Source organism: Psychrobacter sp. Sarcosine-3u-12 (assembly GCF_002836005.1).
Taxonomy (GTDB): domain Bacteria; phylum Pseudomonadota; class Gammaproteobacteria; order Pseudomonadales; family Moraxellaceae; genus Psychrobacter; species Psychrobacter okhotskensis.
The window spans coordinates 23,985-46,158 of sequence record NZ_PJBY01000072.1 but is presented as its reverse complement, the minus strand read 5'-3'; the positions used below and the strand labels follow the sequence as shown (position 1 = coordinate 46,158).

The following is a 22,174-nucleotide window of genomic DNA, read 5'->3' as shown; positions in this document are numbered from 1 at the left end:
GCTACGTGGTACTAAGCGTGAAGACGTCCAACGTGGCCAAGTACTCGCTAAGCCAGGTTCTATCACCCCGCATACCAAATTTGACGCAGAAGTATACGTACTGTCAAAAGAAGAGGGTGGTCGTCACACACCATTCCTAAACGGCTATCGTCCACAGTTCTACTTCCGTACCACTGACGTAACTGGCGCAATCCAATTACAAGACGGTACTGAAATGGTTATGCCTGGTGATAACGTTGAGATGGGCGTAGAGCTTATCCACCCAATCGCTATGGACAAAGGTCTTCGCTTCGCTATTCGTGAAGGCGGCCGTACTGTAGGCGCTGGTGTTGTTGCTAACGTATTGAACTAAGATTTAACCTATCAGAGTCATCTGAGAAAGTTGATCAGTTCGTGAAAAGCCATCCTTGAGAAAGGGTGGCTTTTTTTTGGGTGGTGATAAATGCAAGTTGGCTGTAGGGTGCGCCCCGCGCACCGATTATTTGTTATATTCTAATGCTATCTACGGGCTGGCTATCTGTCGTAGATACGCTGTGGTAAATCAATCTAAGTGCATTAATTATTAATATTTTACGACATCAATAGAAATTAAGGTCATACCTCTTAGCAAAATCGATAATAAGGTAAAGAAATGAAACTTAATACTCCTGAGAAAGTATCACTGCTAAGCGGTTTTGATATTGACTTTGAATATGATGAAGTTAGAAATCTCGATAATTTCGATTATATTTTGGTGTTTAGTAAAGAGAGACTATCTACTAAGACAAGTTTTGTAGCAAAAGTATACGACAAGAAGAGTAGCTTCATGTTCGTCATACTTTTTTCTGATGTGGAAATTGAGAATAAAAAAATAACTCTAATATATGCTTGGTCTTGGGAAATTGATAACGAATTGAGAATAGTGTTTAATACGAATGACACTCATATGCGCGACTTTTGGTATGGATTCGATTTAGTACAACGTAAGTATACAGGTCATGGTAGAGCTTATTAAAATCAGATGGTGAGTTACGTTTTATCTTTACTCTTTGAAAGATTTTGAAAAACTAACGCGACCTACGCGACTGAGATAAATTGGTTTTGCGGTTATAGTTATTGTTGCGTGGAACGCACCGTACAAAAGCTCCACAAATTTGCAGATATGTGTAATAAAACTAGAATCAGGAATAATAATGCTAACCCTAGATTTACTCAATAAACAATCATCCGAAGCTCAAAGCATTATTCAAGCCGTTGCCAATATTGAAACTATTATCCAATCGCAAGATGCTTGGGGTTATCAGACAATAATAGAATTGCTTGCACAGGATAGTATTGATTTATTGGTCGTTTATCAAAGCGATAAAGTCGTTGGCTACTGCCTCTATCAAGTGGTTTTTGAGCAAGCAGAGATCCTGCGCATCGGCACGCATCCTGCCTACCAACGCCAAGGTATCGCCTCGCAATTTTTTGCGAAATTAAATGCAGAGCTAATGAGTAATCAGGTAGAGAGCTTATTGTTAGAGGTGCGCGCAGATAATGTAGCGGCTATTAATTTATATGAGCAGCAAGGATTGGCAGTGATTCATCGGCGGAAAGGCTATTACCAGATTCCTCATCACCCAGCCATTGACGCATTAATTATGCAGCGTGTGTATCTTTAATAGTTATTAGCAGCACACATACTATTGGATTAATAAGTATTATAAATGAGAACATGCCCTAGATTACTCGGGTATTGTCTTTTTGCACACTTCAATATCGAGCTCATAGTCACTATCTGCTTTCATTCGCTCAAGCACTTCAATACGTTCGCTTAACAGCTCTATCATGACATTGATATTGGCTTGTTGTTTTTTGACTTGTGCCAGTTTTTGCTGTGTGAGCGTCAGTTGTAAATCGATATCTAGCTGCCCATCATAATAGTCATTAAGACTGTCTCTGATTTCAGTAAGGGTAAAGCCAATGGCTTGTGCGCTTTTAATCAACTCAATACGCTCAATGCATTCGGGATGAAACTCAGTATATAAGCGTGAGCCGGCCTGACGTTTGCGAGACTTGAGTAGCCCTAGCTCATCATAATGACGTACGGTGTCTTTGGTTGTATTGGCTTTGATGGCCAGTTTTCCAATTAACAAAAATGATGTATCAGGAGCCATAATAACCTCGTAAGTAAGATGTTTGATTCGATTATTATCTACAATCCAGTTTGAGTCTGCACTTATAACTGTGGCTGCCAAGGCTCTGCGGTATCTAGTAACGATACGGCTAAAGGTTTATGAGAGTCTTTGTGCCATTTGACTGAACGGCTGGCTATCAGTGTGTCTAATTGGTTAAGAAATTCAGCACGTGGTAGGGTCGTTGCCCCCAAGCTCATCAAATGCTCATTGGGTAGTTGGCAGTCCACAAGCGCGACATTGCTTTGTGCGCATAAGCGCATCAAGCCCCAAAATGCTAATTTAGACGCATTGGAAGCACGGTGAAACATCGATTCACCAAAATAGATGTTGCCTATTTTTAGCCCATATAAGCCGCCAATTAGTTGGCTGTTATCATCCCAAACTTCAATGCTATGCGCAAAGCCTTGCGCATGTAGTTTGGTGTAGGCTGCAATCATTTCATCATGAATCCACGTATGCTCGCCCTCGGGTAAGCCATCGCTGCGCGGCATACTACAAGAGTGAATCACTTCATCAAAGTCTTGGTTGAGAGTAAGTTGCCAACGTTCGCGACGGGCTTGTTTGCGTAGGGATTTACTTGGTTGATAGTCAGTTGGCAGCATCACACAGCGCGGCTCAGGACACCACCAAGCGATAGGCTCATCTTCATTAAACCAAGGAAATAAGCCTTGCGCATAAGCAGAAATCAGCGTTTCAGATGCTAGATCTCCACCCACAGCGACCAAGCCAACCCCTTCAGGATCGACGGAAATAGGATTGGGGAAATCATAAAGCCCAAGACTTTTTAGAGTCTCAGGCTTTATATGAGCGTCAGTATCGATATGATTATCGACACTGACGCTTGGGTTAGCAGTTTTAGCAGAGTGGCTCATTTAGACTTCTTTATCAGCAGTGAGCGTTGATGCATAAGTATGATCGGTCGCCACGGTTTCGCCTAGCGAGTCTAGATATTTTTCTGCATCGAGGGCTGCCATACAGCCAGTACCAGCGGAAGTAATCGCTTGACGGTAGACATGATCTGCCACATCACCAGCGGCAAAAACCCCTTCAACACTGGTCTGTGTCGCATTACCATTGAGGCCACTGTTGACCACAATATAGCCGTCTTTCATATCCATCTGGCCTTTGAATAGCTCGGTATTTGGCTTGTGTCCAATAGCAATGAATACCCCAAACACGTCTAGTTGCTTGGTGCTGCCATCGATAGTAGACTCCAAAACCACGCCATTGACGCCCATATCGTCGCCTACCACTTCTTTGACGCTATGGTTCCACTCGATTTTGATATTACCGTTTTTGGCTTTTTCAAACAATTTGTCTTGTAATATTTTCTCAGAACGTAGACCATCACGGCGATGCACCAGCGTGACTTCAGCTGCGATATTTGATAAGTATAAGGCTTCTTCAACGGCGGTATTACCACCACCAATAACCGCTACTTTTTGGTCTTTATAAAAGAAACCATCGCAAGTTGCGCAAGCTGATACGCCCAAACCTTTGAATTTTTCTTCTGATGCCAAGCCCAAGTATTGCGCTGAGGCACCGGTTGAGATAATCAAGGCATCACAAGTGTAGTTGCCGTTATTGCCCGTTAATTTAAAGGGACGCTCTGTTAAATCGACATCATTGATATGGTCATAGACCAATTCTGTACCGAAGCGCTCAGCGTGCGCTTTCATACGATCCATCAATGCAGGACCCGTTAAGTCATGCGCATCGCCCGGCCAGTTGTCGACTTCGGTGGTGGTGGTGAGCTGTCCGCCCACTTCTAAACCAGTGACCATAACAGGTTTTAGGTTGGCACGCGCTGCATAAACAGCAGCAGAGTAACCAGCAGGACCTGAGCCTAGAATAATGAGTTTTTCGTGGCGTGGAGTAGGGTTGTCAGTTGCCATGTTTTTTCCTTGCTAAATATAAGAATGAAAAGAGCTAATAATCAATATGATAAGAAATAATCACCAAAAATATGCGTTAGTATAGTTTTTTTAATTGCTGTGTGATAATAACATAAGGGCAGACGGCAAAAAGTGCAAGTTTGCTAAAACAAACATGGGTATCATTAGAATTAAAGCATCTATAGGAATGCTTAACATGCGCAAACACAGCCTAAGAACGGCTGGGTATTTTAAAGCGTTTAGGTAAGAAGTTTAAGCGTTTTCTGTGAGTCATATCGGTTAAATGTGGCAGATTTTTGCCCAAATTGTCTATTAAGAGGTTTTCTTGCACGCTTTCTTTATAACACTGTCGCCACCGTCCCTATCTATTTGTTATTATAGGAGGTTATGCCCAGTGTCATGACGCTTGTCCGCGTCAATTATTCGATGGACAAACGATAGCAAATGACAAATAAGGGCAAGTGATAAAGCACATGTTTTATCTTATCAATGAGGCTAAACTCCTTTTTACACAAGGTTTAGCCTGATGCGCTTCATCATAAACACTGCACTAGGTAAATGCATATCAGCACTTTATATTGGTGCGTTATATCAGAATTTTATGTCAGCATGGTTAGGCTTAGTCATGCATTGGCGACCAATTAGTATTAATAACAAGGCAGATCTTACGTGATATCAGCACCGCTTATTGAGTATTTGAAAAAAGGAATATTTACCCTCCTTGGGTTGATACTGGCAGTTTATCTGTTTGTTATTTTACTGACCTATACCGGTAATGATCCAAGCTGGTCGCATATCAGTAGTGATATGACGACCATCAATAATATGGGTGGTGAGACAGGTGCTTGGTTATCTGACCTGCTTTATAGCTTTTTTGGCTTTGGCGCATGGTGGTTGCTGGCGTTTGTGGTCTATGAATCTATTCTTATTTGGTGGGACAATAAGCCGACGTTTTGGTTGCTGCGCTTGGTTGCTTATGTGTTTTTAATCCTAAGTGCGAGTGCTTTATTCGCGCAACTGGTCGCTTTAGTGCAGCAAGTAGCCGATCCGGTCGCCACAGGCCTAAAAGGGGTAGCGGGTGGTATTATCGGGCTTGAGCTGCAAGCGCGTTTGGCTCAATTATTATCGCAGTGGGGGAGTGTGATTTTTTTAACGGTGTTCGTGATTATCACCGCGACCTTTGCCTTTAATATTCATTGGCTGGTGATATATCAAAAAATCATGACCCTATCATGGCTTGGTTCTGGTGTAAGAAAGCAAGATAACGAGCGTGATAGTGTGCAGGCAACTAAAGAACGTCATCAACAGCGTGATGATGACAGTCGAACTGACGAAGAAGCCGCGCAAGCGGTAGCAGAATATGAGCAGCTGCCCCTTGAGCTGCAAGCTACTGAGGACACTGCGCATAAGCAACAAGCAGATAATAGTGGTCGTTTCAGTCATGTACTGACTGATTTTTTAGCGACTTCTGGGTTAGGTGCTAGCGTCAAGGCTTCTATGGCAGCAGCGACGCCAGTATCCGCGAGGAATGATGGTCAGAGCGAGCATTTATCAAGCGCCGCCGTCACGCCTAGCAGCACCAGCGTAAATGCCTCTAGCACCTTTAGCGAGAACAAGGTATCTACTACCTCAAACCCTGTCACGACGCCTACCCGTAAAGTGGAGCCGAGCTTTGCTTGGAATGATGCCAATACCGTTGATGACCTATTGGCCAGCGACTTTGCTATTCACGATCAAAGTATTCAAGACAGTAATCAGTATTCTGACGCTGCTGCACCTACTTATATGAATCATACTGAGTCACCAACTGAGACCTCAGTAGCCACAGACGCGGTAACAGAAACGGCAATGCTAGAGACACCAACAGCAAGCTCTACTGTTAATTACCAACCAAACAGCGTCGAGCAGGCAGTTGTAGGGGCAGCAAGCAAGCAAATCGCGCCTCATCTTATGGATGAGCCTCAAGCTGCAACGTCAGATGACAGTCATACAACGCATGAAACAGTTGATACATTGGCAGAGTCTTGGTTAGCAGAGCATGCGCCTGTTTCACCACCTTCTCAAGAAACAGAAGAAGATACTAATAAACCTGAACAGCCAGCACTAAAGCCAGCAGTAGAGAATACTTATGACGCCTCTGCTGGGTCATCAGACAAGTTAGCAGACAAGTTATCAAATGAAGAGCAATGGAAAAGCCCATTGTCAATACAAAGTCCTGCTCCAGAAGAGGATGATGTAAGTATCGTCGCACCAGTCGCTGATATGACCCCGACCAATACGCCACCGGCTAATCCTAAACTGCCGCCTACAGTAGAAACTACCGTCACAGCGCCAGCTATTGAACCGATAGTTGCGTCTAAACCAACGGTAAGCTTTGCCGTGCCAGAGGGTGATAGCGGTAACCATATTGCTGATATGATGCCAGAAGATGACAGTCGAGCTGACGACACTGACCTGCCTGTGATGCCTCATATTAGTGATGATGCCGCCTTTAGCCAAAAATCTCGTTCGATGCAAACGGCTGCCTATCGCAGTAGTCTGACGCCTATCCCTGAGATCTCTATTTTAGATAAACCAGATCCTGATCGTAAGCCCAGTTATACTATTGCTGAGCTTGAGCAATTGTCTGAGTTATTAGAGATCAAATTGCAAGAGTTCAACGTCAAGGCTGCTGTGGTCAATGCTATTCCGGGTCCCGTTGTCACGCGCTTTGAAGTGGAGCTTGCCGCTGGCGTAAAGGCCAGTAAGGTCACCGGTATTTCACGCGATTTGGCGCGTTCGCTATCAATGGCATCTTTGCGTGTGGTCGAAGTCATACCGGGCAAGCCCTATATCGGTATAGAAGTGCCAAACAAACAGCGCGAGATGGTGCGTTTGATTGAGCTATTAAATACCGAAAAGTTCAACGACCCGAAAGCCCAAATCAGTATGGCGATGGGTAAGGATATCGGTGGTAATGCCATCATTACTGACCTTGCCCGCGCGCCGCATATGTTGGTTGCGGGCACCACAGGCTCTGGTAAATCGGTATTGGTCAACTCAATGCTACTGTCGATGCTACTCAAATATACGCCAAATGAGCTGCGTCTGATTTTGATTGATCCAAAGCAATTAGAGCTTGCCAACTATAACGACATTCCGCATCTGCTAACGCCAGTCGTCACCGATATGACTGAAGCCGCTAGTGCCTTGTCATGGTGTGTGGCAGAGATGGAGCGCCGTTATCAGCTAATGAGCTTATTAAAGGTGCGTAAGCTTAACGAGTTCAATAAAAAGGTCATTGCTGCTGAGAAATCAGGCAATCCTATGCTTGACCCTTTATGGCGACCCAATGACAGCGTGAGTATCAGCCAAGCACCGAAGCTAAAAACTTTGCCGATGATTGTCATTGTCGCGGATGAGTTTGCCGATATGATTATGCAAGTCGGCAAACAAGCTGAAGAACTGATCACGCGCTTGGCGCAAAAATCACGCGCGGCAGGGATTCATTTGATGCTTGCCACCCAGCGTCCATCGGTCGATGTTATCACGGGTTTGATTAAAGCCAATATCCCAGTGCGTGCAGCGTTACGAGTGAACTCAAAAGTGGATTCGCGAACGATTCTAGACAGTGGCGGTGCCGAAGACATGCTTGGTAATGGCGATATGCTATTTTTAGGACCTGGGCAAATTGAGCCAGACCGTGTGCATGGTGCATATGTCAGCGATGAAGAGGTCAACCGCGTCTGTGATGCATGGCGTGAACGCGGTGCGCCTGATTATATCGATAATATGGCAGGCAACTTTGAACTGTCTAGTCCTAGTGGCGGTGGTAGTACGGCGAATGCTTCTGGTGAGGACGATGACCTTTATAACGATGCTGTGGCGTTTATTATGGAGACGCGAAAAGTCTCTGCCTCTAGTATTCAGCGCAAGTTTAGCATCGGTTATAACCGTGCTGCTCGTATCGTTGACTCAATGGAAGAGGCTGGCTTGGTCAGTTCGATGGGTAAAAGTGGTAAGCGTGAGTTATTGATGTAGCATTTAGATTATATTAAACAATAAAAAAGACGAGTCACGAGAGTGGTTCGTCTTTTTTAATTATCAGGTCTGACATTGAAAATCACATAGTGAACGTTAAAATATTTCATTGAAACTTAAAGGTTACTCCTGTATAAAATAGTGAACATTAGTTTTTTATAGCCAAATTGAGTGTGTCGTCATGGAGGACGCTGATAGTGCATATGCGAAGTATAAAAGGTATTAAGAATATAACGAGATTCTATGAAAAGTATAGACTTGGTGTTTTTAGTATAATTTTACTAGTCGTATTAGTGTTTAACATAGGGTTTTTGCCCTATTGGCTTTATGGTTTAGGACACAAATATATCGTTAGTCTGACTCCGATAAACACTCTATTCGGTGTCGTTATATTAGGCTTAATTCCTACGCTTATCGCTAGCGTAATTTTCGGTATCTATTTCTCTAAAAGGTATGATGAAAAATTAATGGCTAAATATTTATATTTTTTAGAAGATATTGCTTCGGGTGTTTATAGTGTTATTTTATTTTTATTAGCTGCGATCATATTAATTGATATGTTGAGCGTACCATTTTCAGATGCTTTTTATATTAGTATTTTTATTATGGGTTTAGGTCTTACGTTTTTTGAATCTTATTATAAATACTATTATAAATAACTGAGTATGTCATTTATGAGTACATATGTATCGGAGTAGAACAATGGAAAATAAAATACATCTTGATAGTATTGCTAATAAGAAAATTGAATTTACTGGTTACCGACTTATCATCCTTAGTTTTACTGTCATATTAGCTGTTTTTTTAATGTTCGCTCTTCTTGTCTTTCCAGTTTTTAGTATATTAACTCTACTGTGGAGTATCATTGACTACTTTGCACTTTCATTAGAAAAGATAAAGGTTCTTTTATTAATACTGTTAGTTGTATTCTTCTATGGTTGCTGGTTTTATTTTAAAAGCAAGAATGAGCAAATAAGTGAAAAAACAAAAAGTACCGAAGCCGTGTTATTTCTTGGTCTGCTGATGACTAGTTTTTTGGTAGTCACCTTTGGTTATCTAAATATGTACATTATTGATTATAAGCTTAATGATGTGACTTCTTATTGTATATTTTATGCTAATTTACATATCTATTTTAAGTTGAAATCATAATAATTCTATATTTTCTTTAATTACCAAGAAGTAGTAGATTTCCACTGGCTACCTGTATTGTTTACGCGATACAATCAAGTAATCCATCCAGCAAGGACGCTACTATGTTTAAAGAATACACCCAATACGATGCCCTAGGTTTAGCCAAGCTTGTCAATTTAGGTGAGGTCAGTGCCAAAGAGCTATTAGACGCTGCGACTCATCAAGCCAATACACTCAATCCTAAGTTAAACGCGATTATTCATCGTTTTGATGAGCGTGCTTATAATGCCGCGCAAGCAGAATTGCCAGCAGGTGCATTTAATGGTGTGCCGTACTTACTCAAAGACCTATCATTTTATTTTGCTGACGAACCCATCACGATGGGCAGTCGTAGCGTGAATGTCGTGCCAGAAAACGACAGCGAAATCGTTAAACGTATGAAAGCGACGGGTGTCAATACCTTTGGTAAGACCAATACGCCAGAGTTTGGTTTAATCATCACCACTGAACCCAAAGCGCACGGTGCCACCCACAATCCATTCAAAAAGGGCTATAGCTCTGGTGGCTCATCGGGTGGTAGCGCGGCGGCGGTGGCGAGCGGTATCGTACCGATGGCAGGTGCTGGCGATGGTGGCGGCTCAATACGTTTTCCGGCAGCATGGTGCGGAGCGTTTGGATTCAAACCCAGTCGTGGACGTAACCCAATGGGCCCGTCATTCGGGGAAGGTTGGGAAGGCGCGGTCGCTGATCATGTGATTACTCGTAGCGTACGTGACAGTGCCGCTATGCTCGACGCTACCAGTGGCGCTGAGATTGGCGCGCCTTATGTGATTGCGCCACCTGATGGGACATTTTTACAAGCAGCGATGCGCGCCCCTCGGCAATTAACGATAGCTTTGCACCAGCAGCCACTAGTCGCCAATACCGTAATAGACAAAGAAGTTTTGAACGTTCTGGAGCAGACGGCAAAGCAATTAGAAGCTATGGGACATCGAGTGGTACCCGCCGAGCCAAATATTAATATCGAGCAATTTTGGCATGATTTTTTAGTGGTGGTTTGTACCCATACCGCCTTTACCATTGATAATATTGAACGCACATTTGGCTCGGAACATATAAAGAATCTAGAGCCGCAAACCTATAACATGGCGATGTTGGGACGCTCGCTCTCTGCCGTTGACTTGGCGCATGCTAAGCAGGGCTGGCATGACAGTCAATATCAAACGGGTCTATTACTCGACATCTACGATATGATTCTGTGTCCGACCGTACCGACGCCTGCGGTTAAACACGGTGTGCTACCACCAAGCCGTATGGATGAGATGCTCATGCGTAGCGCAGGCTTACTCAACAAAGGCATCGATATGGGTAAATATGCCTTTAGCTCAGGGATGATTGAAAAACTTAGTCAGGCTGTACTGGGCAAAATGGCCTTTACTTTGCTGGGCAACGTCACTGGACTGCCTGCCATGTCGTTGCCAGTAGGTATGAGCAAAAAGGGTTTGCCGATTGGGATGCAGCTGATTGGGCGTATGAATGATGAGACGACGCTATTTAGTATTGCTGGCGAAATGGAGCGTGCGGGACTATTTACCAAAGCTGCTTTTGAAAAGTAATTGTATTTTTGCCATCGCTATGGCTTGAAAGTTGCTTAATCAAAGCGAAAGATATCCATTCCTAAGCTGTGGTGCGCCATACTTTGATGCACCACCGAGACGCGTTGACCCGCTCCTAGGGCAAAAAATAGTGGTAATAGGTGCTCATCGCTCGGATGTATGCTTCGATAATTAGGATATTGCTGCCAGTCTAATGCTGCTGGGATGTCTGTTTTGAGCTGCTGGAGTAACCATAGCTTAAAGTCTTGTGCCGTCTCATCTATGCTATCAGCTTGCCAGCGTAGGGCTTGCAGATTATGAGTGATATTGCCTGAACCAATGACGAGGATTTGCTCACGACGCAGCTGCGCCAGTTGCGCGCCTAGCTGATAACAGGCAACACTGTCATAGTGCCGTGGCAATGATATCTGGACGACAGGCACATCGGCCAGCGGATAGAGGTGTATAAGCGGTGCCCAAACGCCATGATCGCAGACGCGCATCGGATTGACGCTACAGGCGATACCACGTGCCGTTAACTGCTGCGCTAACGATTCAGCGAGCGCTGGGTGACCAGCAGCAGGGTATTGTAGCTCGTATAGCTCAGGCGCAAAGCCCGAAAAGTCATGCCATGTCTTTGGTCTTGGGTTACTACTGATTTCCAACTTTGCCGACTGCCAATGCGCCGACATAATGACGACGGCACGTGGCTTAGGTAAGTTTTGCCCGATACGAGCCAAGGCGCTGGTTGTGGCCGATTGCTCAATCGCCAGCGTTGGAGCACCATGCGAGATAAATACCGCTGGTAGTTTGGCTAAATTGGGCGCAGTTGACTGCCCAGCTTGGGCATTTGCCAAAGCTGCTGTGGTCGTAATGGGCTTATGCAGCTCTTGGTGATGTGACTCACGTTGCTGATGCGCATAAGGGGCGTTCGATGTCGCTCGTTTTGGGTATTTCATGTTCCGTTTATTAGGGCGCGCGCCCATTTTTCAATCGCTTTGATGAGGTATCTTTTTTAAGCAAACCGTTATCCATTAATATAGCATTCATGCTATTTTTAATGGCTATAATTTTCAGTAGCTAAGATTTTTGATATTAAAGCTTTCAATTGCTTAAGTTTTCAATTGTTAAGGTTTTTAGTTGCCACGATGATAAGGGTGGTTGTGATTGATGCTCATCGCCCGATATAGTTGCTCCATCAACACCACCCGTACTAATGGGTGCGGCAAGGTCAGCGCGGATAACGACCATTTCACATCAGCTTTTGCCAATACGTCCGGCGATACGCCATCAGCGCCACCTATGACTAGGGCGATATCATCGCCTTGCTGCATGGCACCGGCCAATTTATCGGCCAATCCTTCTGTCGAGAGCATCTTTCCTTTGACATCCAATACCCATAACTGCTCACGTCCCGCTGCATTATGAGCGGCTAATATCGCCTGACCTTCTTGCTCGCGGTACTGGGCGAGATTGGCATTCGAAGGGTTTTTGGCACGTTTGGCGGCGGCAAGCTCAACAATTTCTGTGCTGAGCATTGGCTGGATACGTTTAAAATATTCATCAAAACCCGTCTGCACCCAGCTCGGCATCTTGTTACCAACCGTCAAAATTCTTACTTTCATAATACATACCATGTCAATAATTGAGAAAATGTAACAAAAAATTTTTAAGGTTAAGTTGCCGTAACAAACAACCCTTTTACAAAGCTTTTTTATGCTTTACTAGCATTCGACAAACAGTTGTTCTTTACTTCATTGTTATCTTGAGAAGTAAGGAGTTATTGTATAATGTCTTTATGCTATTTTTTTAATGCATCATAAGTTCAATTGAAAATTTTTTTAACGAAAGGAGTCGTTTATGAATCGTACTATATCGAGTTTACTTACCTTTACCGCTGGTGCTCTGCTATCTACCTCTGTTTTTGCTGCCTCTTTAAATGGCTCGCAATGGCAAACCATTGATGACAAAACGGGTGAAAAAAAGGCCATCATTCAGCTGAGTGAGAGCAATGGCAAGGTGTCAGGAAAAATAATCAAAGTACTCAACAAAGAAAATGCTAAAGCCGTTTGTACTAAGTGCCCTGGCAGCCTTAAAAATCAACCTGTTGAAGGTTTGCAAATTTTATCAGGCCTAAAAGCCGATGGTAATAATAAATGGAGCGATGGCAAGTTAGTAGATCCTGAATCTGGCAAAACGTATTCTGGCAAACTTACGTTAAGTGACAACGGTCAAAGTCTAGACCTTCGAGGCTATGTTGGCTCGCCACTCTTCGGTCGTTCGCAAACATGGAAACGCATCAAATAAAGGTTGGGCTATCGATCAGCTAGACCATTTAGCAAGACTGTCATTCAGAAAGCTGTAATTTCAGAAAGCTGTAATTTCAGAAAGCTGTAATTTCAGAAAGCTGTAATTTCAGAAAGCTGTAATTTCAGAAATAGTCTCGTTGAGTATGAATTTAACAACAAAGGATAGCCGATCAAATTGGCTATCCTTTTTTATATCTGTATTACTAACGACATCACATAAGTGGCGCAATGGTTTGTGAGACTTTGTCTTCTGTATTTTGGATATCAGCGCTATCGCTTGGTCTAGGAATAATCGTCAGCTTAGCGTCAGATTCAAAAACGATCGCCTCTACATCATCAAAACTATTAATGCCTTCAGAACGCATGGCACACTCGATTTCTTGACGGGTCAGGCGTTCAGCATTCATGGCATCTGGCAAAAACTGCCCTTGATAAAAAACAATGCGCGGTTCTGACAAAATAAAACTGCTAAATTGCGGTGAGATAGAAGCATATTTGGTGACCAAAAACTGTAATAGGTATAGAACCAAAATAGAAGCCATGCCTTCGATAAGGGGGATTTCTTTGAGCAATATGGTACTGGCACCCAATGAGCCAATCATCACGGTGACGACCCAATCAAAGTTATTGAGCTGAGAAGTGGAGCGCTTACCAGAGATTTTGGTGGTCAGCACGATTAGGATGTACACCATCACAGTGGTCAAAACGATGCGTCCAAGCTTGTCTATGTTGTCAAAAAATAGCATGTCCATAGTGTCAACTCCTATCAATAATACAAAGTAGTTCAATGTTAAAGGCTAGGGCGTGTCTTCAATCTGAAGGTTACGCTAGCTAAAACTAGCGTAACGGAATTCACACCCTAATAGTGAAAAAACTTTGTAGTACGTTGTAGAGAGTCAGGCGTGTTCAAATTCAAAGGGTTTTGCGTTTGGGATCAAGCAGACGATTCAGCGCCCAAATACTGATACGCGCACTGATAAAAGTCAGTACCAGTATCATGACTAAAGCAGAAACTAGCGGTAGAGGTTGCTGCATAGCCATCTCGACCAAGACTTCACGGTTCACCACATCGAATAAAAAGAACCATATGCCTAAGAAATAAATAGCAGTCAATAACCAGACCACCGCAACCCCGCTTAACGTCAAGCGATTGATTTCACTTTTATTCAGGGCGCGCTGTTGATGCTTAATAAATTTACTGACCGCAATATAAGCGCCAATAATGATAGAAAGTACGGTGACCAATTGCGAATTTAGGGCAAGTTTGGTCTGAATCATCATAAATATCGCGCTGGCAAGAATATAGCCTACCGTAAAAAAACCAACATACTGTGTCAGTTTAGGCGGTGCTAATTTGCTATTTTGCGGCGACCCATTATGTGCTGATTGAGTAGTAGACTTGCTGAGTGGCGTGGTCTTACGTGACATAAGCTGACCTTTATAAAGGTAAAACACTGACTATCGATAACAGTGCAAAATAAGGCAATAAAAATGTTTGATAAAGCCGTGCGATAAATCAAAAGAGAAAGTTGAGTGCTATTTGTTAGAGCTGTTCGTCTATATTACTTGATAAAGACCAATCATTGCTGAGCGGTCCAGTCGAGCACGACATCCAATACGGGTCTGGCGGTAGTTGCATTTAACGCCTGTTCGGTATTGATAAGGCCAACGACGACATAATCCTGCCCAGACAAGCCTTTGACATATCCTGCCATCGATGTGACGTTATTTAAAGTGCCAGTTTTTATCCACGCGCGACCGATAGCGTCTGACTCAGGCAAGCGCTCGCCATGAGCGGCAATGGTGCCACTGACCCCAGCGACGCCTAACGAATTGACATAAGCATCGAAACTAGGATGGCTATAAGCATAGGTTAACAACTCGCTTAAATTAGCGGCCGTGATGGTACAGTCGCGGCAGAGTCCTGAGCCATTGGTCAGATAGGGTGGCGGGGTGTTCAGATGACTCTCCCACCACTGATTTATCGTTTGTAATGCTGCAGGATAGTCTGTAGCAGCAGGTTTGCCAAACTGATATAAGCTGCTTGTCTGCTTGCTCATGGTTTTATTATCTACGGCTTCAACGCTACTTGCTTTGGTTGTACTGTTAACCATAGCAGATTGATTATAAGCGCCAATCGATAGTACAACTTGCTCGGTCATGACATTGTTAGAAAAATGATTAATATCATAAATCTGCTGGGTTAAAGTTAAAGACGGATAACTGACCAGCGGCAAAGGTGACATCGATAACGCTGCCAAACCCTGTGTCGATTTGCTGTTTTTTGTGGCCCGATACGGCGTTTCTTGTGAGATGACCTTGCCACTTAGAGTGTTGCCTAGTGCTTGCCATTTGGCCGCGATAACGCGTGCCGCAAAGTTTTTGGCATCTGGATAAGCAACATAAAAAACATGCTCGCCGCAGCTGTCCGGCAGGTTGTTATTTAACGTCAGCTGATTTGGTTGCCACTGCGGTGCTAGGCTATAACGGGCTTGACCACAGGAGGCCGTGCGCGTACTGATCGTAGTTGGCAGCTGATAATCAGCCAATTTTGGTGTGTAGTCGAGGCTTGCTTGCCCATTATCTAATGGATAACTTTTGATACCTATCGTACTAAAATTCACCAAAAACCCATCAGGACTGGCGTTATAAGGCCGTAGAGGCGCATTATCAAATGCTGCCGGATCCTTACTCACATGATCGAAGACCGCGCTATCGATAATGATATTACCATCGATATGGCGAATACCCGCTGCTTGTACGCGATAGAGTAGTTGTTGTAAGCGCTCATGGGTCATCTTTGGGTCGCCACTTCCTTGAATGATTAAGTCCCCATACAAACGGTCGCCGATGATGATTCCGCTATGATACACGCGTGTATGCCAGACAAAGTCAGCACCAAGTGTGTCCAAGGCAATAAAACTGGGAACGAGCTTCATCGTACTGGCAGGTGTGCGAGGGATGTCGGCTTGATGATTGATCAACGGTGAAAATGAAATCTTGATAGAGGTATTTTTTGTAGGCGTAGCATTTGTAGGCGCAGCGTTTATGGCAACGTCGCTACCTTCATTGCTACTGCCATTATTGGCAGATGTTGAGGTATCATCCGGCAGTATCGATGGCGTATTCTTTAAACTTTGATAAGTATAAGGATCATCGGTATAAGCGTGTAGCTGTTGCTCATGTTTTTGGATTGTCTGTTTCTCGATCGTTAGCAATGGACTCTGATAGACGGGTGTGTTTTGCTTGTTAATATGATCATCACTATGCTTGTCACTATTAGTGATTTCGCTGCTATTAACAATCTGAATAGGCGCGGGTAAGCGACTGGCATTTTTGTCACCCACTGGGGTGATCACAATACTGATATCTGCTGCGGTTAAATCGGCTCGCCCTAGCGCGGCTTGAATGGCTGCTGGTAGAGCCGCTTGTGCATAGAGCGGCGATGCCATAATAGCTGCCAACAAGGCCAGCGTTGATAAGCGTTTGCCAGACGGCATAAACAGTCTCAGATATTTCGCAAGCGATTGATGTTTGGTGGTAATAGCAGGGTCATTAGAGGGTTTAGAAGTGAGTAGCATGAGCAGTCTGTCATCAGGTAAAAAATCAGACTATGGTAACATGAGTTGCTGTTTTCGCGTAGCTGTAGCGAGCCCCTCTCAACATCAACACGCTCTAACGTACATGTAAAAATGCCATTGCTGTCATGATAGCATCGTTATACGCATCGTGGCTTCCCAATTTGGGAATCTGATAATGCGCTAAGATATTGCCCAGCTGTTGTGACTGAGTGGGGATACCCTGCGTGCGATCGCCCATACGCCGACTGTATAAATGCCGCACATCAATGACTTCGTTCGGTAATGTCGTGCCCATATAGCGTTTCACCAAGGGATTCAAAAACCCCGTATCTATTTGTGGGCAGAACCCCACTATCGGTCGATTATCAATAAATGGCAGCAATAATGCTAGCATCTCATCATAGCTCATGCCATGCTCAACATCAGCGGTACGCAGACCATGAATCACGATGGTATCGCGGTCAGGCATCACTGGCGGTCTGCAAACCAAATGCATGCCATTACCGGTATCGATGGTATTACCATTGATATGAATCGCTGCTATAGAGAGTAGATGATGTTTTTTTGGATTGAGGCCAGTCATTTCACAATCAATCGCCACCCATTGCTCAGGTGCTGATTGGGTAAACATCGTTGCTAGCTCTGGACGCTGTAGCTGCTTCTTTTGCCACGCGCATGATAACTGTCTAAACCAACCCATATTAGTCGATCGTCCATTCAAGAGATTTCTAGTTGATAGTGCTGTCTGAGCTGCGCCTTAAAGCTTTTAACCACCGCCAGACACTCTTTTAATAGATCGCGCTCGAGCGCTGATAACGTCGTCGGATTGACCTGCCGTGCATGTTTGTCATCGGTAGAGAGCGCCACGGATAAACGCTGCGCCATAAAAAACTCTAACGCCTCTAATAAAGTGTCGGCACGTTCTTGGGTTAAGGCATGACTGCTTACCAAGGCCTTTAGACGACCTTTAGTGCTAGGCACGTGTAAGACATCATTCTCTAATGCCAAAGTGCGAATACCATGAACCAGCGGAAAGATACCGGCTTTTTTTAAGTCAATATCTTGTGCATTGGGCTTACCGCCTAGCAGGGGCACGAACTTTTGCCACCACTGATTGACATCACCAAACTGTAAGGCGGCACGGGCGAACTGACGGACGAACATTGGATCAGATTGCCTATGCGCTGTTTTTAGATGGTCGCGTATTTCAGTGAGTAGCGACTCATCGCCGCAGACATATTCGCCGTCCAGTATGGCGGACAAATAAACACTGTGCATCGGATCGCTGTTTTTAAACCACAAACTGAGGTTTGCTTTGAACTGTTTTAACGGCTGGCGCCACATCGGATTGGTCATCATGATATTGCCATCACATAACGGATAACCAAGGTTTGCCAAGTGATTGTTAAAGGTATCAGCGAACTGCGCCAAGTCAGGATGGGTAAAGCCATCACGGATAATTAAGGCATTATCTTGGTCAGTACGCATGATTTGCTCGCCGCGACCCTCTGAGCCCATGACGATTAAGCAAGTATTTTCCACAATGTCTTCAGGAACGATAAGACACCAGAGTTTGGTGAAAACTTGGGCATTGAGCGTCTGTACCATGCGGCTAATATTGCCAATTTTGACACCGTTTTGATGTTGCGCGCGTATATAGCGACCGATGAGCTCGACTGCCGTATCTAGGCTCGGCAAGTCTTTTGCTTGCCCGATTTGAATACTAATGAGCTGCGAATGATGCCCAATATGGGCGAGCATATCGCTTTGTCCCAGTACGCCTGCGACGTCTCCATTGCTGTCAATCACAGGGAGCCTATGAATACGGTAGCGGGTCATGGTCAATAGCGCATCGCCAATCTCGTCATCAGCCCTAATGGTACGCAGATTGAAGTTGGCATAACGCTGGCAAAGGGTAGTGGCAGGGTCTTGCTGTTCGCTCACGGCACGGCAAATATCGCTATCGGTCAAGATGCCGAGCAGATGACCGGTGCCATGTGATGTTTCTTTTATATTTTCTAAATGATTTAAGGGTCTTATCAGTACATGTTTTAGCCCCGCTTTGGTCATAGTATGAGCGGCTTCGTATAAGCTATTATTGGCATCGACAATGTGTACCGGCAATAGATTGACATCAATCACTGGCTGCAGCATGATTTGCTGTACTTCTTGCTGATCATTATAGCTATCAATATCTAAGCCTTGACTACTACGACGCTGTTGTAAGGCTTTTAACCGTTCAGGCAATTTGTCTGACAATAACTGGCGTACCAAATGGTTTTGCGCACTGATTTTGTCCACGGCCGTACCATCAACTTGTAGCAGTAGAGTGTCTTCAGCCGCACGGAACTGGTAGGGTGAGGGGTTGGTAGTATTTATGTCTGAGTCTGCTACCGATGTTTTCTCTGTTAGCGATTTGGGCAGACGCCGACTATCGAACCAGTCGTTGCTATTCAAGTGGTCAGAGTGATTGCTACCCAAGTAGGAAGCGACAAACTCACCATCAAGCAGTTGCTCAATTTGCCCTTTGATGACCACATAAAGATACTGCATGTCTTCAGTAGCCAAGCTTTCATTTTTGGCAAGATAGCGAATTTGGGTGTGCTTTCTGATGCTTTGCCGTTCAGGTAAACGAAAAACATCAAACGGTGGCTGGGTAAAATCAAGATGGGGCATGGCATCATCCTTGATGGCATATTCAATAGTAGACGCTTTACTATAGCACTATTAAAGCAAAAAACCTCCAATAACCATATTATTGTTGTGGTTATTGGAGGTTGCTATGTAGAGGTGGATATATTTTTTAGAACTTACTGCTTTAAGGACTACTGCCGTTAAAGGTGAATGCTGTTAAAGCGACTGTTATGCGCCAAGCAACTGACGAATACGACTGATGGCCTCACGGCTCTCTTCGACACTGGCAACCAGTGCAATACGCACATAACCTTGACCGGGGTTGTTGCCATTGACCTCACGTGACAAATAGCGCCCAGCTAAGGCGTGGATATTGGTCTGCTCGTACAAGGCTTTCACAAATGCCTCGTCATCGCCCGCGAACTGCTCGGGGACTTTGACCCAAAAGTAAAATCCCGCTTCTGGCATGCGCAGTGCTAACAGTTCACCGAGCTCGGCCATCCATAGGGCGAATTTTTCTTGGTACAGCGCGCGGTTGTGCTCGACATGTTTCTCATCTTGCCACGCTGCGATAGACGCCAGCTGATGAGGGATGGGCATCGCGCAGCCCTGATAGGTGCGATATTGCAAATAAGCATGCAAAATCTCTGCATCACCAGCGACGAAGCCCGAACGCAGACCGGGTAAGTTGGAGCGTTTTGATAATGAATGAAACACCACACAGTTTTTAAAGTTATGACGACCCAAGGCTGCACAAGCTTGCAGGAGTCCAATCGGCGCGGTATCAAAATATAGCTCGCTATAACATTCGTCACTGGCAATGATAAAGTCATATTGGTCTGACAGGCGAATGAGATACTCCCAATCATCCATCGTCATGACCGAACCTGTTGGATTGTTCGGACTACACACGAATAACAGCTGTGTTTGCATCCATACTTCTTTCGGTACAGCGCGATAATTGCCTTTAAAATCATTGTCTAGCGTGCAAGGCACAAAGTAAGGCGTTGCTTGCGCCAGTATCGCAGCACCTTCGTATATCTGATAAAACGGATTGGGCATGACCACAGTAGGCGATAAGCCAGTCGATGAGCTAGGCGATTGTTGGTTTTCTATGCTATCTGTTGTCTTAGCCTTATGATCAACAACCGCTTGCACAAAACTAAAAATCGCCTCACGCGTGCCCATGACGGGCAATACTTGCGTTTTGGCATCGACGTGATTTAAAAAAAAGCGCCTCTCAAGCCAGTGAGCAATGGTTTGGCGTAGCTCAAAGAGGCCATTAGTGTTTGGATAACGGCTCATTTTGTCCAAGTTTTCACGTAGGACGTCCAGCACAAATTCAGGTGGCTCATGTTTCGGCTCACCAATACCGAGCTTGATTTCACTGTGGTTATGGGCTGGCGTACTATTAGCAAGTAAAGTTGCCATCTTAGCGAAGGGATAAGGATGCAGAGCGTTCAAGTTGTGATTCATAAGTAGGGTAACTATAATAGACAATTAATAATAAAGTTATAAAGAAAATTTACATTCGAGCAGTGTAGCACTTCCCTTATTTTTTGTCTTTTTCTTATCGCTGCTAATTTATCGTCTCTTAAATAAATGCTAATTAGAAATTATTCATTGATTGAAGCGACAGGCAAACCTAAGAAGATTGCAGGCATTATCGTAAGTTTGGTGCTTTATAGCTGCTTGGTGCTTTACAGCTGATAGCATCTGTAAAAACTTGACTAGCAAGGAAGGCGAATGCCAGTACTACATTTAGTACACTAAGTGAGCTTGATACCGCTAATCACATTTTTGGGATTGGCATGATAATAATATAAAAGTAACTGTCAGTGTTAACGACAGATTATGCTGAGGATAATTTGATATGGCTAGTGTCTCAAAGACTGATGATCTCAATGCCAAAGATATCAATAACAAAAACTTTGATAATAGTACGCCGCGCGCAGAGTTGTATAGGCAATTAAAGCAGCGTGAGCATCATTGGTGGCAGGCGCGTCAGCATCTGATTCGCCTAAAAGAGCGCCAGATGTTTTGGTTCGGTGAGAACAGCTTTATGATGTGGCTGCTATGGCAACTGGTCAGCTATGTGGTCGTAGCGATGGTACTGATGTCGCTCAGCAAGCTATTAAATATCTCGCTGCCGCTATGGCAGTATGTGGCTTTATTTGTGCTACAAACGCTGATTTTTATCGTTATGTTGGCTTTTAAAGGTCGATTGGCCAATAATCTACAACGCCAAATCAATAAACAAGAGCTACAGCGCGAAGAGGCGCTGAATGAGATGACTATCTTAGCCGCTGACAGTCTGTATCTCGATGTGCATGCAAAAGCACCTATCTCTTTAAAAGCACTCTATGAGTATTACGATGCCCAGTTTCATCTCTCAAGCTTGCAATGCTTGCTTAAAAAGGAGGTTGATGCGGGACGATTACTCTTGGGTGAGCAGCAGCTAGAGGCAAATATATTGCCACCAGATTTGGCTGATGATGAGCTCAACGAGCATGCTAGCGAGATGATATATAAAAGCATCATATAATCAATTCTATAGTTGAATCACTATCAAACCAATACCGTGCTGCTGGGATAAATTTTGCGCAGCCTCTGTCAGCGTAGAAACAGCACGCAAGTAAAATTTGCACCAGTAACACTGATAACATTAGCGTATCGATTTTATGTCGAATTGACTATATATAAATTCGCTACATCGTTATCCTCGCTAAGCATGCTAATGCATCGCTTGCACTCGGTTTCCTTGTATCAAAGTTACTTGAATTCAATTATACAAAATTAAAAATGGATTAATGACTTGGTGCTAAAAAGTCTAAACTTATCCAGCAC

At 44.1% G+C, this 22,174-nt stretch carries 19 protein-coding genes and 1 pseudogene; 9 read left to right on the top strand and 11 right to left on the bottom strand.

The annotated features are described in order from the left end of the window. The 3 genes and pseudogenes from tuf to rimI form a co-directional block, all read left to right on the top strand. Positions 1 to 352: pseudogene (gene tuf, locus CXF65_RS02420) on the top strand (elongation factor Tu); the annotation flags it as partial. Between the two features lie 279 nt (positions 353 to 631). Beyond that, positions 632 to 994 (top strand): hypothetical protein, encoded by a 363-nt coding sequence (locus CXF65_RS02415; RefSeq protein WP_025652106.1) that lies wholly within the window; start codon positions 632 to 634, stop codon positions 992 to 994. Positions 995 to 1,172: 178 nt separating this feature from the next. After that, the gene (rimI, locus tag CXF65_RS02410; protein ID WP_025652107.1) at positions 1,173 to 1,643 is read left to right on the top strand and encodes a ribosomal protein S18-alanine N-acetyltransferase; all 471 of its coding nucleotides are present in this window, start codon (positions 1,173 to 1,175) and stop codon (positions 1,641 to 1,643) included. A 63-nt stretch (positions 1,644 to 1,706) separates the two neighbouring features. Here rimI and CXF65_RS02405 read toward each other — a convergent pair whose 3' ends face one another. The 3 genes from CXF65_RS02405 to trxB all read right to left on the bottom strand — a co-directional run bounded on the left by CXF65_RS02405 (position 1,707) and on the right by trxB (position 4,054). Further along, entirely contained in the window at positions 1,707 to 2,138 is a 432-nt protein-coding gene (locus CXF65_RS02405; RefSeq protein ID WP_025652108.1) for a MerR family transcriptional regulator, read from the bottom strand. 62 nt (positions 2,139 to 2,200) lie between these two features. Next, a complete protein-coding gene (aat, locus tag CXF65_RS02400; protein WP_101210917.1) occupies positions 2,201 to 3,031 on the bottom strand; it encodes a leucyl/phenylalanyl-tRNA--protein transferase in 831 nt (276 codons plus the stop codon). Further along, complete coding sequence (gene trxB, locus CXF65_RS02395) at positions 3,032 to 4,054, bottom strand: thioredoxin-disulfide reductase (RefSeq protein WP_101210916.1); 1,023 nt, start codon at positions 4,052 to 4,054, stop codon at positions 3,032 to 3,034. 669 nt (positions 4,055 to 4,723) lie between these two features. On the opposite strand from trxB, the gene CXF65_RS02390 reads away from it, so the two are divergent. From CXF65_RS02390 to CXF65_RS02375, 4 genes are all read left to right on the top strand, one after another. Further along, positions 4,724 to 8,074 carry a DNA translocase FtsK gene (locus CXF65_RS02390; protein WP_101210915.1) on the top strand — a complete coding sequence of 1,117 codons (3,351 nt, stop codon included), beginning with the start codon at positions 4,724 to 4,726 and terminating at the stop codon, positions 8,072 to 8,074. Between the two features lie 203 nt (positions 8,075 to 8,277). Then, the gene (locus tag CXF65_RS02385; RefSeq protein ID WP_025652113.1) at positions 8,278 to 8,733 is read left to right on the top strand and encodes a hypothetical protein; all 456 of its coding nucleotides are present in this window, start codon (positions 8,278 to 8,280) and stop codon (positions 8,731 to 8,733) included. 43 nt (positions 8,734 to 8,776) lie between these two features. Further along, positions 8,777 to 9,226, top strand: coding sequence for a hypothetical protein (locus CXF65_RS02380; protein ID WP_101210914.1), 450 nt, complete (start codon positions 8,777 to 8,779; stop codon positions 9,224 to 9,226). 104 nt (positions 9,227 to 9,330) lie between these two features. Continuing rightward, on the top strand, positions 9,331 to 10,824 hold the full coding sequence (locus CXF65_RS02375) for an amidase (RefSeq protein ID WP_101210913.1): 1,494 nt from the start codon (positions 9,331 to 9,333) through the stop codon (positions 10,822 to 10,824). A 35-nt stretch (positions 10,825 to 10,859) separates the two neighbouring features. Here CXF65_RS02375 and CXF65_RS02370 read toward each other — a convergent pair whose 3' ends face one another. Both CXF65_RS02370 and rlmH read right to left on the bottom strand, forming a co-directional pair. Then, a complete protein-coding gene (locus CXF65_RS02370; protein WP_101210919.1) occupies positions 10,860 to 11,762 on the bottom strand; it encodes a DODA-type extradiol aromatic ring-opening family dioxygenase in 903 nt (300 codons plus the stop codon). A gap of 177 nt (positions 11,763 to 11,939) precedes the next feature. Further along, positions 11,940 to 12,428, bottom strand: a complete 489-nt coding sequence (rlmH, locus tag CXF65_RS02365) for a 23S rRNA (pseudouridine(1915)-N(3))-methyltransferase RlmH (protein WP_025652118.1) — start codon at positions 12,426 to 12,428, stop codon at positions 11,940 to 11,942. Between the two features lie 235 nt (positions 12,429 to 12,663). On the opposite strand from rlmH, the gene CXF65_RS02360 reads away from it, so the two are divergent. Beyond that, positions 12,664 to 13,110, top strand: a complete 447-nt coding sequence (locus CXF65_RS02360; protein WP_025652119.1) for a DUF2147 domain-containing protein — start codon at positions 12,664 to 12,666, stop codon at positions 13,108 to 13,110. A gap of 214 nt (positions 13,111 to 13,324) precedes the next feature. On the opposite strand, the gene CXF65_RS02355 is transcribed toward CXF65_RS02360, so the two are convergent. The 6 genes from CXF65_RS02355 to dapC all read right to left on the bottom strand — a co-directional run bounded on the left by CXF65_RS02355 (position 13,325) and on the right by dapC (position 20,803). Further along, the gene (locus CXF65_RS02355; RefSeq protein ID WP_101210912.1) at positions 13,325 to 13,864 is read right to left on the bottom strand and encodes a DUF421 domain-containing protein; all 540 of its coding nucleotides are present in this window, start codon (positions 13,862 to 13,864) and stop codon (positions 13,325 to 13,327) included. Between the two features lie 160 nt (positions 13,865 to 14,024). Then, on the bottom strand, positions 14,025 to 14,540 hold the full coding sequence (locus CXF65_RS02350; RefSeq protein ID WP_101210911.1) for an ABZJ_00895 family protein: 516 nt from the start codon (positions 14,538 to 14,540) through the stop codon (positions 14,025 to 14,027). 152 nt (positions 14,541 to 14,692) lie between these two features. After that, positions 14,693 to 16,693 carry a D-alanyl-D-alanine carboxypeptidase/D-alanyl-D-alanine-endopeptidase gene (locus CXF65_RS02345; protein ID WP_101210910.1) on the bottom strand — a complete coding sequence of 667 codons (2,001 nt, stop codon included), beginning with the start codon at positions 16,691 to 16,693 and terminating at the stop codon, positions 14,693 to 14,695. 94 nt (positions 16,694 to 16,787) lie between these two features. Then, positions 16,788 to 17,393 (bottom strand): 3'-5' exonuclease, encoded by a 606-nt coding sequence (locus tag CXF65_RS02340; protein WP_101210909.1) that lies wholly within the window; start codon positions 17,391 to 17,393, stop codon positions 16,788 to 16,790. Positions 17,394 to 17,410: 17 nt separating this feature from the next. Then, positions 17,411 to 19,369, bottom strand: a complete 1,959-nt coding sequence (locus tag CXF65_RS02335; RefSeq protein WP_101210908.1) for a DUF294 nucleotidyltransferase-like domain-containing protein — start codon at positions 19,367 to 19,369, stop codon at positions 17,411 to 17,413. Positions 19,370 to 19,555: 186 nt separating this feature from the next. After that, positions 19,556 to 20,803 carry a succinyldiaminopimelate transaminase gene (dapC, locus tag CXF65_RS02330; RefSeq protein WP_025652124.1) on the bottom strand — a complete coding sequence of 416 codons (1,248 nt, stop codon included), beginning with the start codon at positions 20,801 to 20,803 and terminating at the stop codon, positions 19,556 to 19,558. A 397-nt stretch (positions 20,804 to 21,200) separates the two neighbouring features. On the opposite strand from dapC, the gene CXF65_RS02325 reads away from it, so the two are divergent. Next, positions 21,201 to 21,872, top strand: a complete 672-nt coding sequence (locus CXF65_RS02325) for a hypothetical protein (protein WP_101210907.1) — start codon at positions 21,201 to 21,203, stop codon at positions 21,870 to 21,872. Positions 21,873 to 22,174 lie beyond the last annotated feature (302 nt).

Bases quoted from the DNA above. Each gene is read 5' to 3' on its own strand.
- CXF65_RS02345 (WP_101210910.1), bottom strand. From the start codon at position 16,693: ATGCTACTCACTTCTAAACCCTCTAATGACCCTGCTATTACCACCAAA.
- dapC (WP_025652124.1), bottom strand. From the start codon at position 20,803: ATGAATCACAACTTGAACGCTCTGCATCCTTATCCCTTCGCTAAGATG.
- CXF65_RS02325 (WP_101210907.1), top strand. From the start codon at position 21,201: ATGGCTAGTGTCTCAAAGACTGATGATCTCAATGCCAAAGATATCAAT.
- CXF65_RS02335 (WP_101210908.1), bottom strand. From the start codon at position 19,369: ATGCCCCATCTTGATTTTACCCAGCCACCGTTTGATGTTTTTCGTTTA.
- CXF65_RS02370 (WP_101210919.1), bottom strand. From the start codon at position 11,762: ATGAAATACCCAAAACGAGCGACATCGAACGCCCCTTATGCGCATCAG.
- rlmH (WP_025652118.1), bottom strand. From the start codon at position 12,428: ATGAAAGTAAGAATTTTGACGGTTGGTAACAAGATGCCGAGCTGGGTG.
- CXF65_RS02355 (WP_101210912.1), bottom strand. From the start codon at position 13,864: ATGGACATGCTATTTTTTGACAACATAGACAAGCTTGGACGCATCGTT.
- CXF65_RS02375 (WP_101210913.1), top strand. From the start codon at position 9,331: ATGTTTAAAGAATACACCCAATACGATGCCCTAGGTTTAGCCAAGCTT.
- rimI (WP_025652107.1), top strand. From the start codon at position 1,173: ATGCTAACCCTAGATTTACTCAATAAACAATCATCCGAAGCTCAAAGC.
- CXF65_RS02380 (WP_101210914.1), top strand. From the start codon at position 8,777: ATGGAAAATAAAATACATCTTGATAGTATTGCTAATAAGAAAATTGAA.
- CXF65_RS02340 (WP_101210909.1), bottom strand. From the start codon at position 17,393: ATGGGTTGGTTTAGACAGTTATCATGCGCGTGGCAAAAGAAGCAGCTA.
- CXF65_RS02405 (WP_025652108.1), bottom strand. From the start codon at position 2,138: ATGGCTCCTGATACATCATTTTTGTTAATTGGAAAACTGGCCATCAAA.
- CXF65_RS02385 (WP_025652113.1), top strand. From the start codon at position 8,278: ATGCGAAGTATAAAAGGTATTAAGAATATAACGAGATTCTATGAAAAG.
- trxB (WP_101210916.1), bottom strand. From the start codon at position 4,054: ATGGCAACTGACAACCCTACTCCACGCCACGAAAAACTCATTATTCTA.
- CXF65_RS02360 (WP_025652119.1), top strand. From the start codon at position 12,664: ATGAATCGTACTATATCGAGTTTACTTACCTTTACCGCTGGTGCTCTG.
- aat (WP_101210917.1), bottom strand. From the start codon at position 3,031: ATGAGCCACTCTGCTAAAACTGCTAACCCAAGCGTCAGTGTCGATAAT.
- CXF65_RS02350 (WP_101210911.1), bottom strand. From the start codon at position 14,540: ATGTCACGTAAGACCACGCCACTCAGCAAGTCTACTACTCAATCAGCA.
- CXF65_RS02415 (WP_025652106.1), top strand. From the start codon at position 632: ATGAAACTTAATACTCCTGAGAAAGTATCACTGCTAAGCGGTTTTGAT.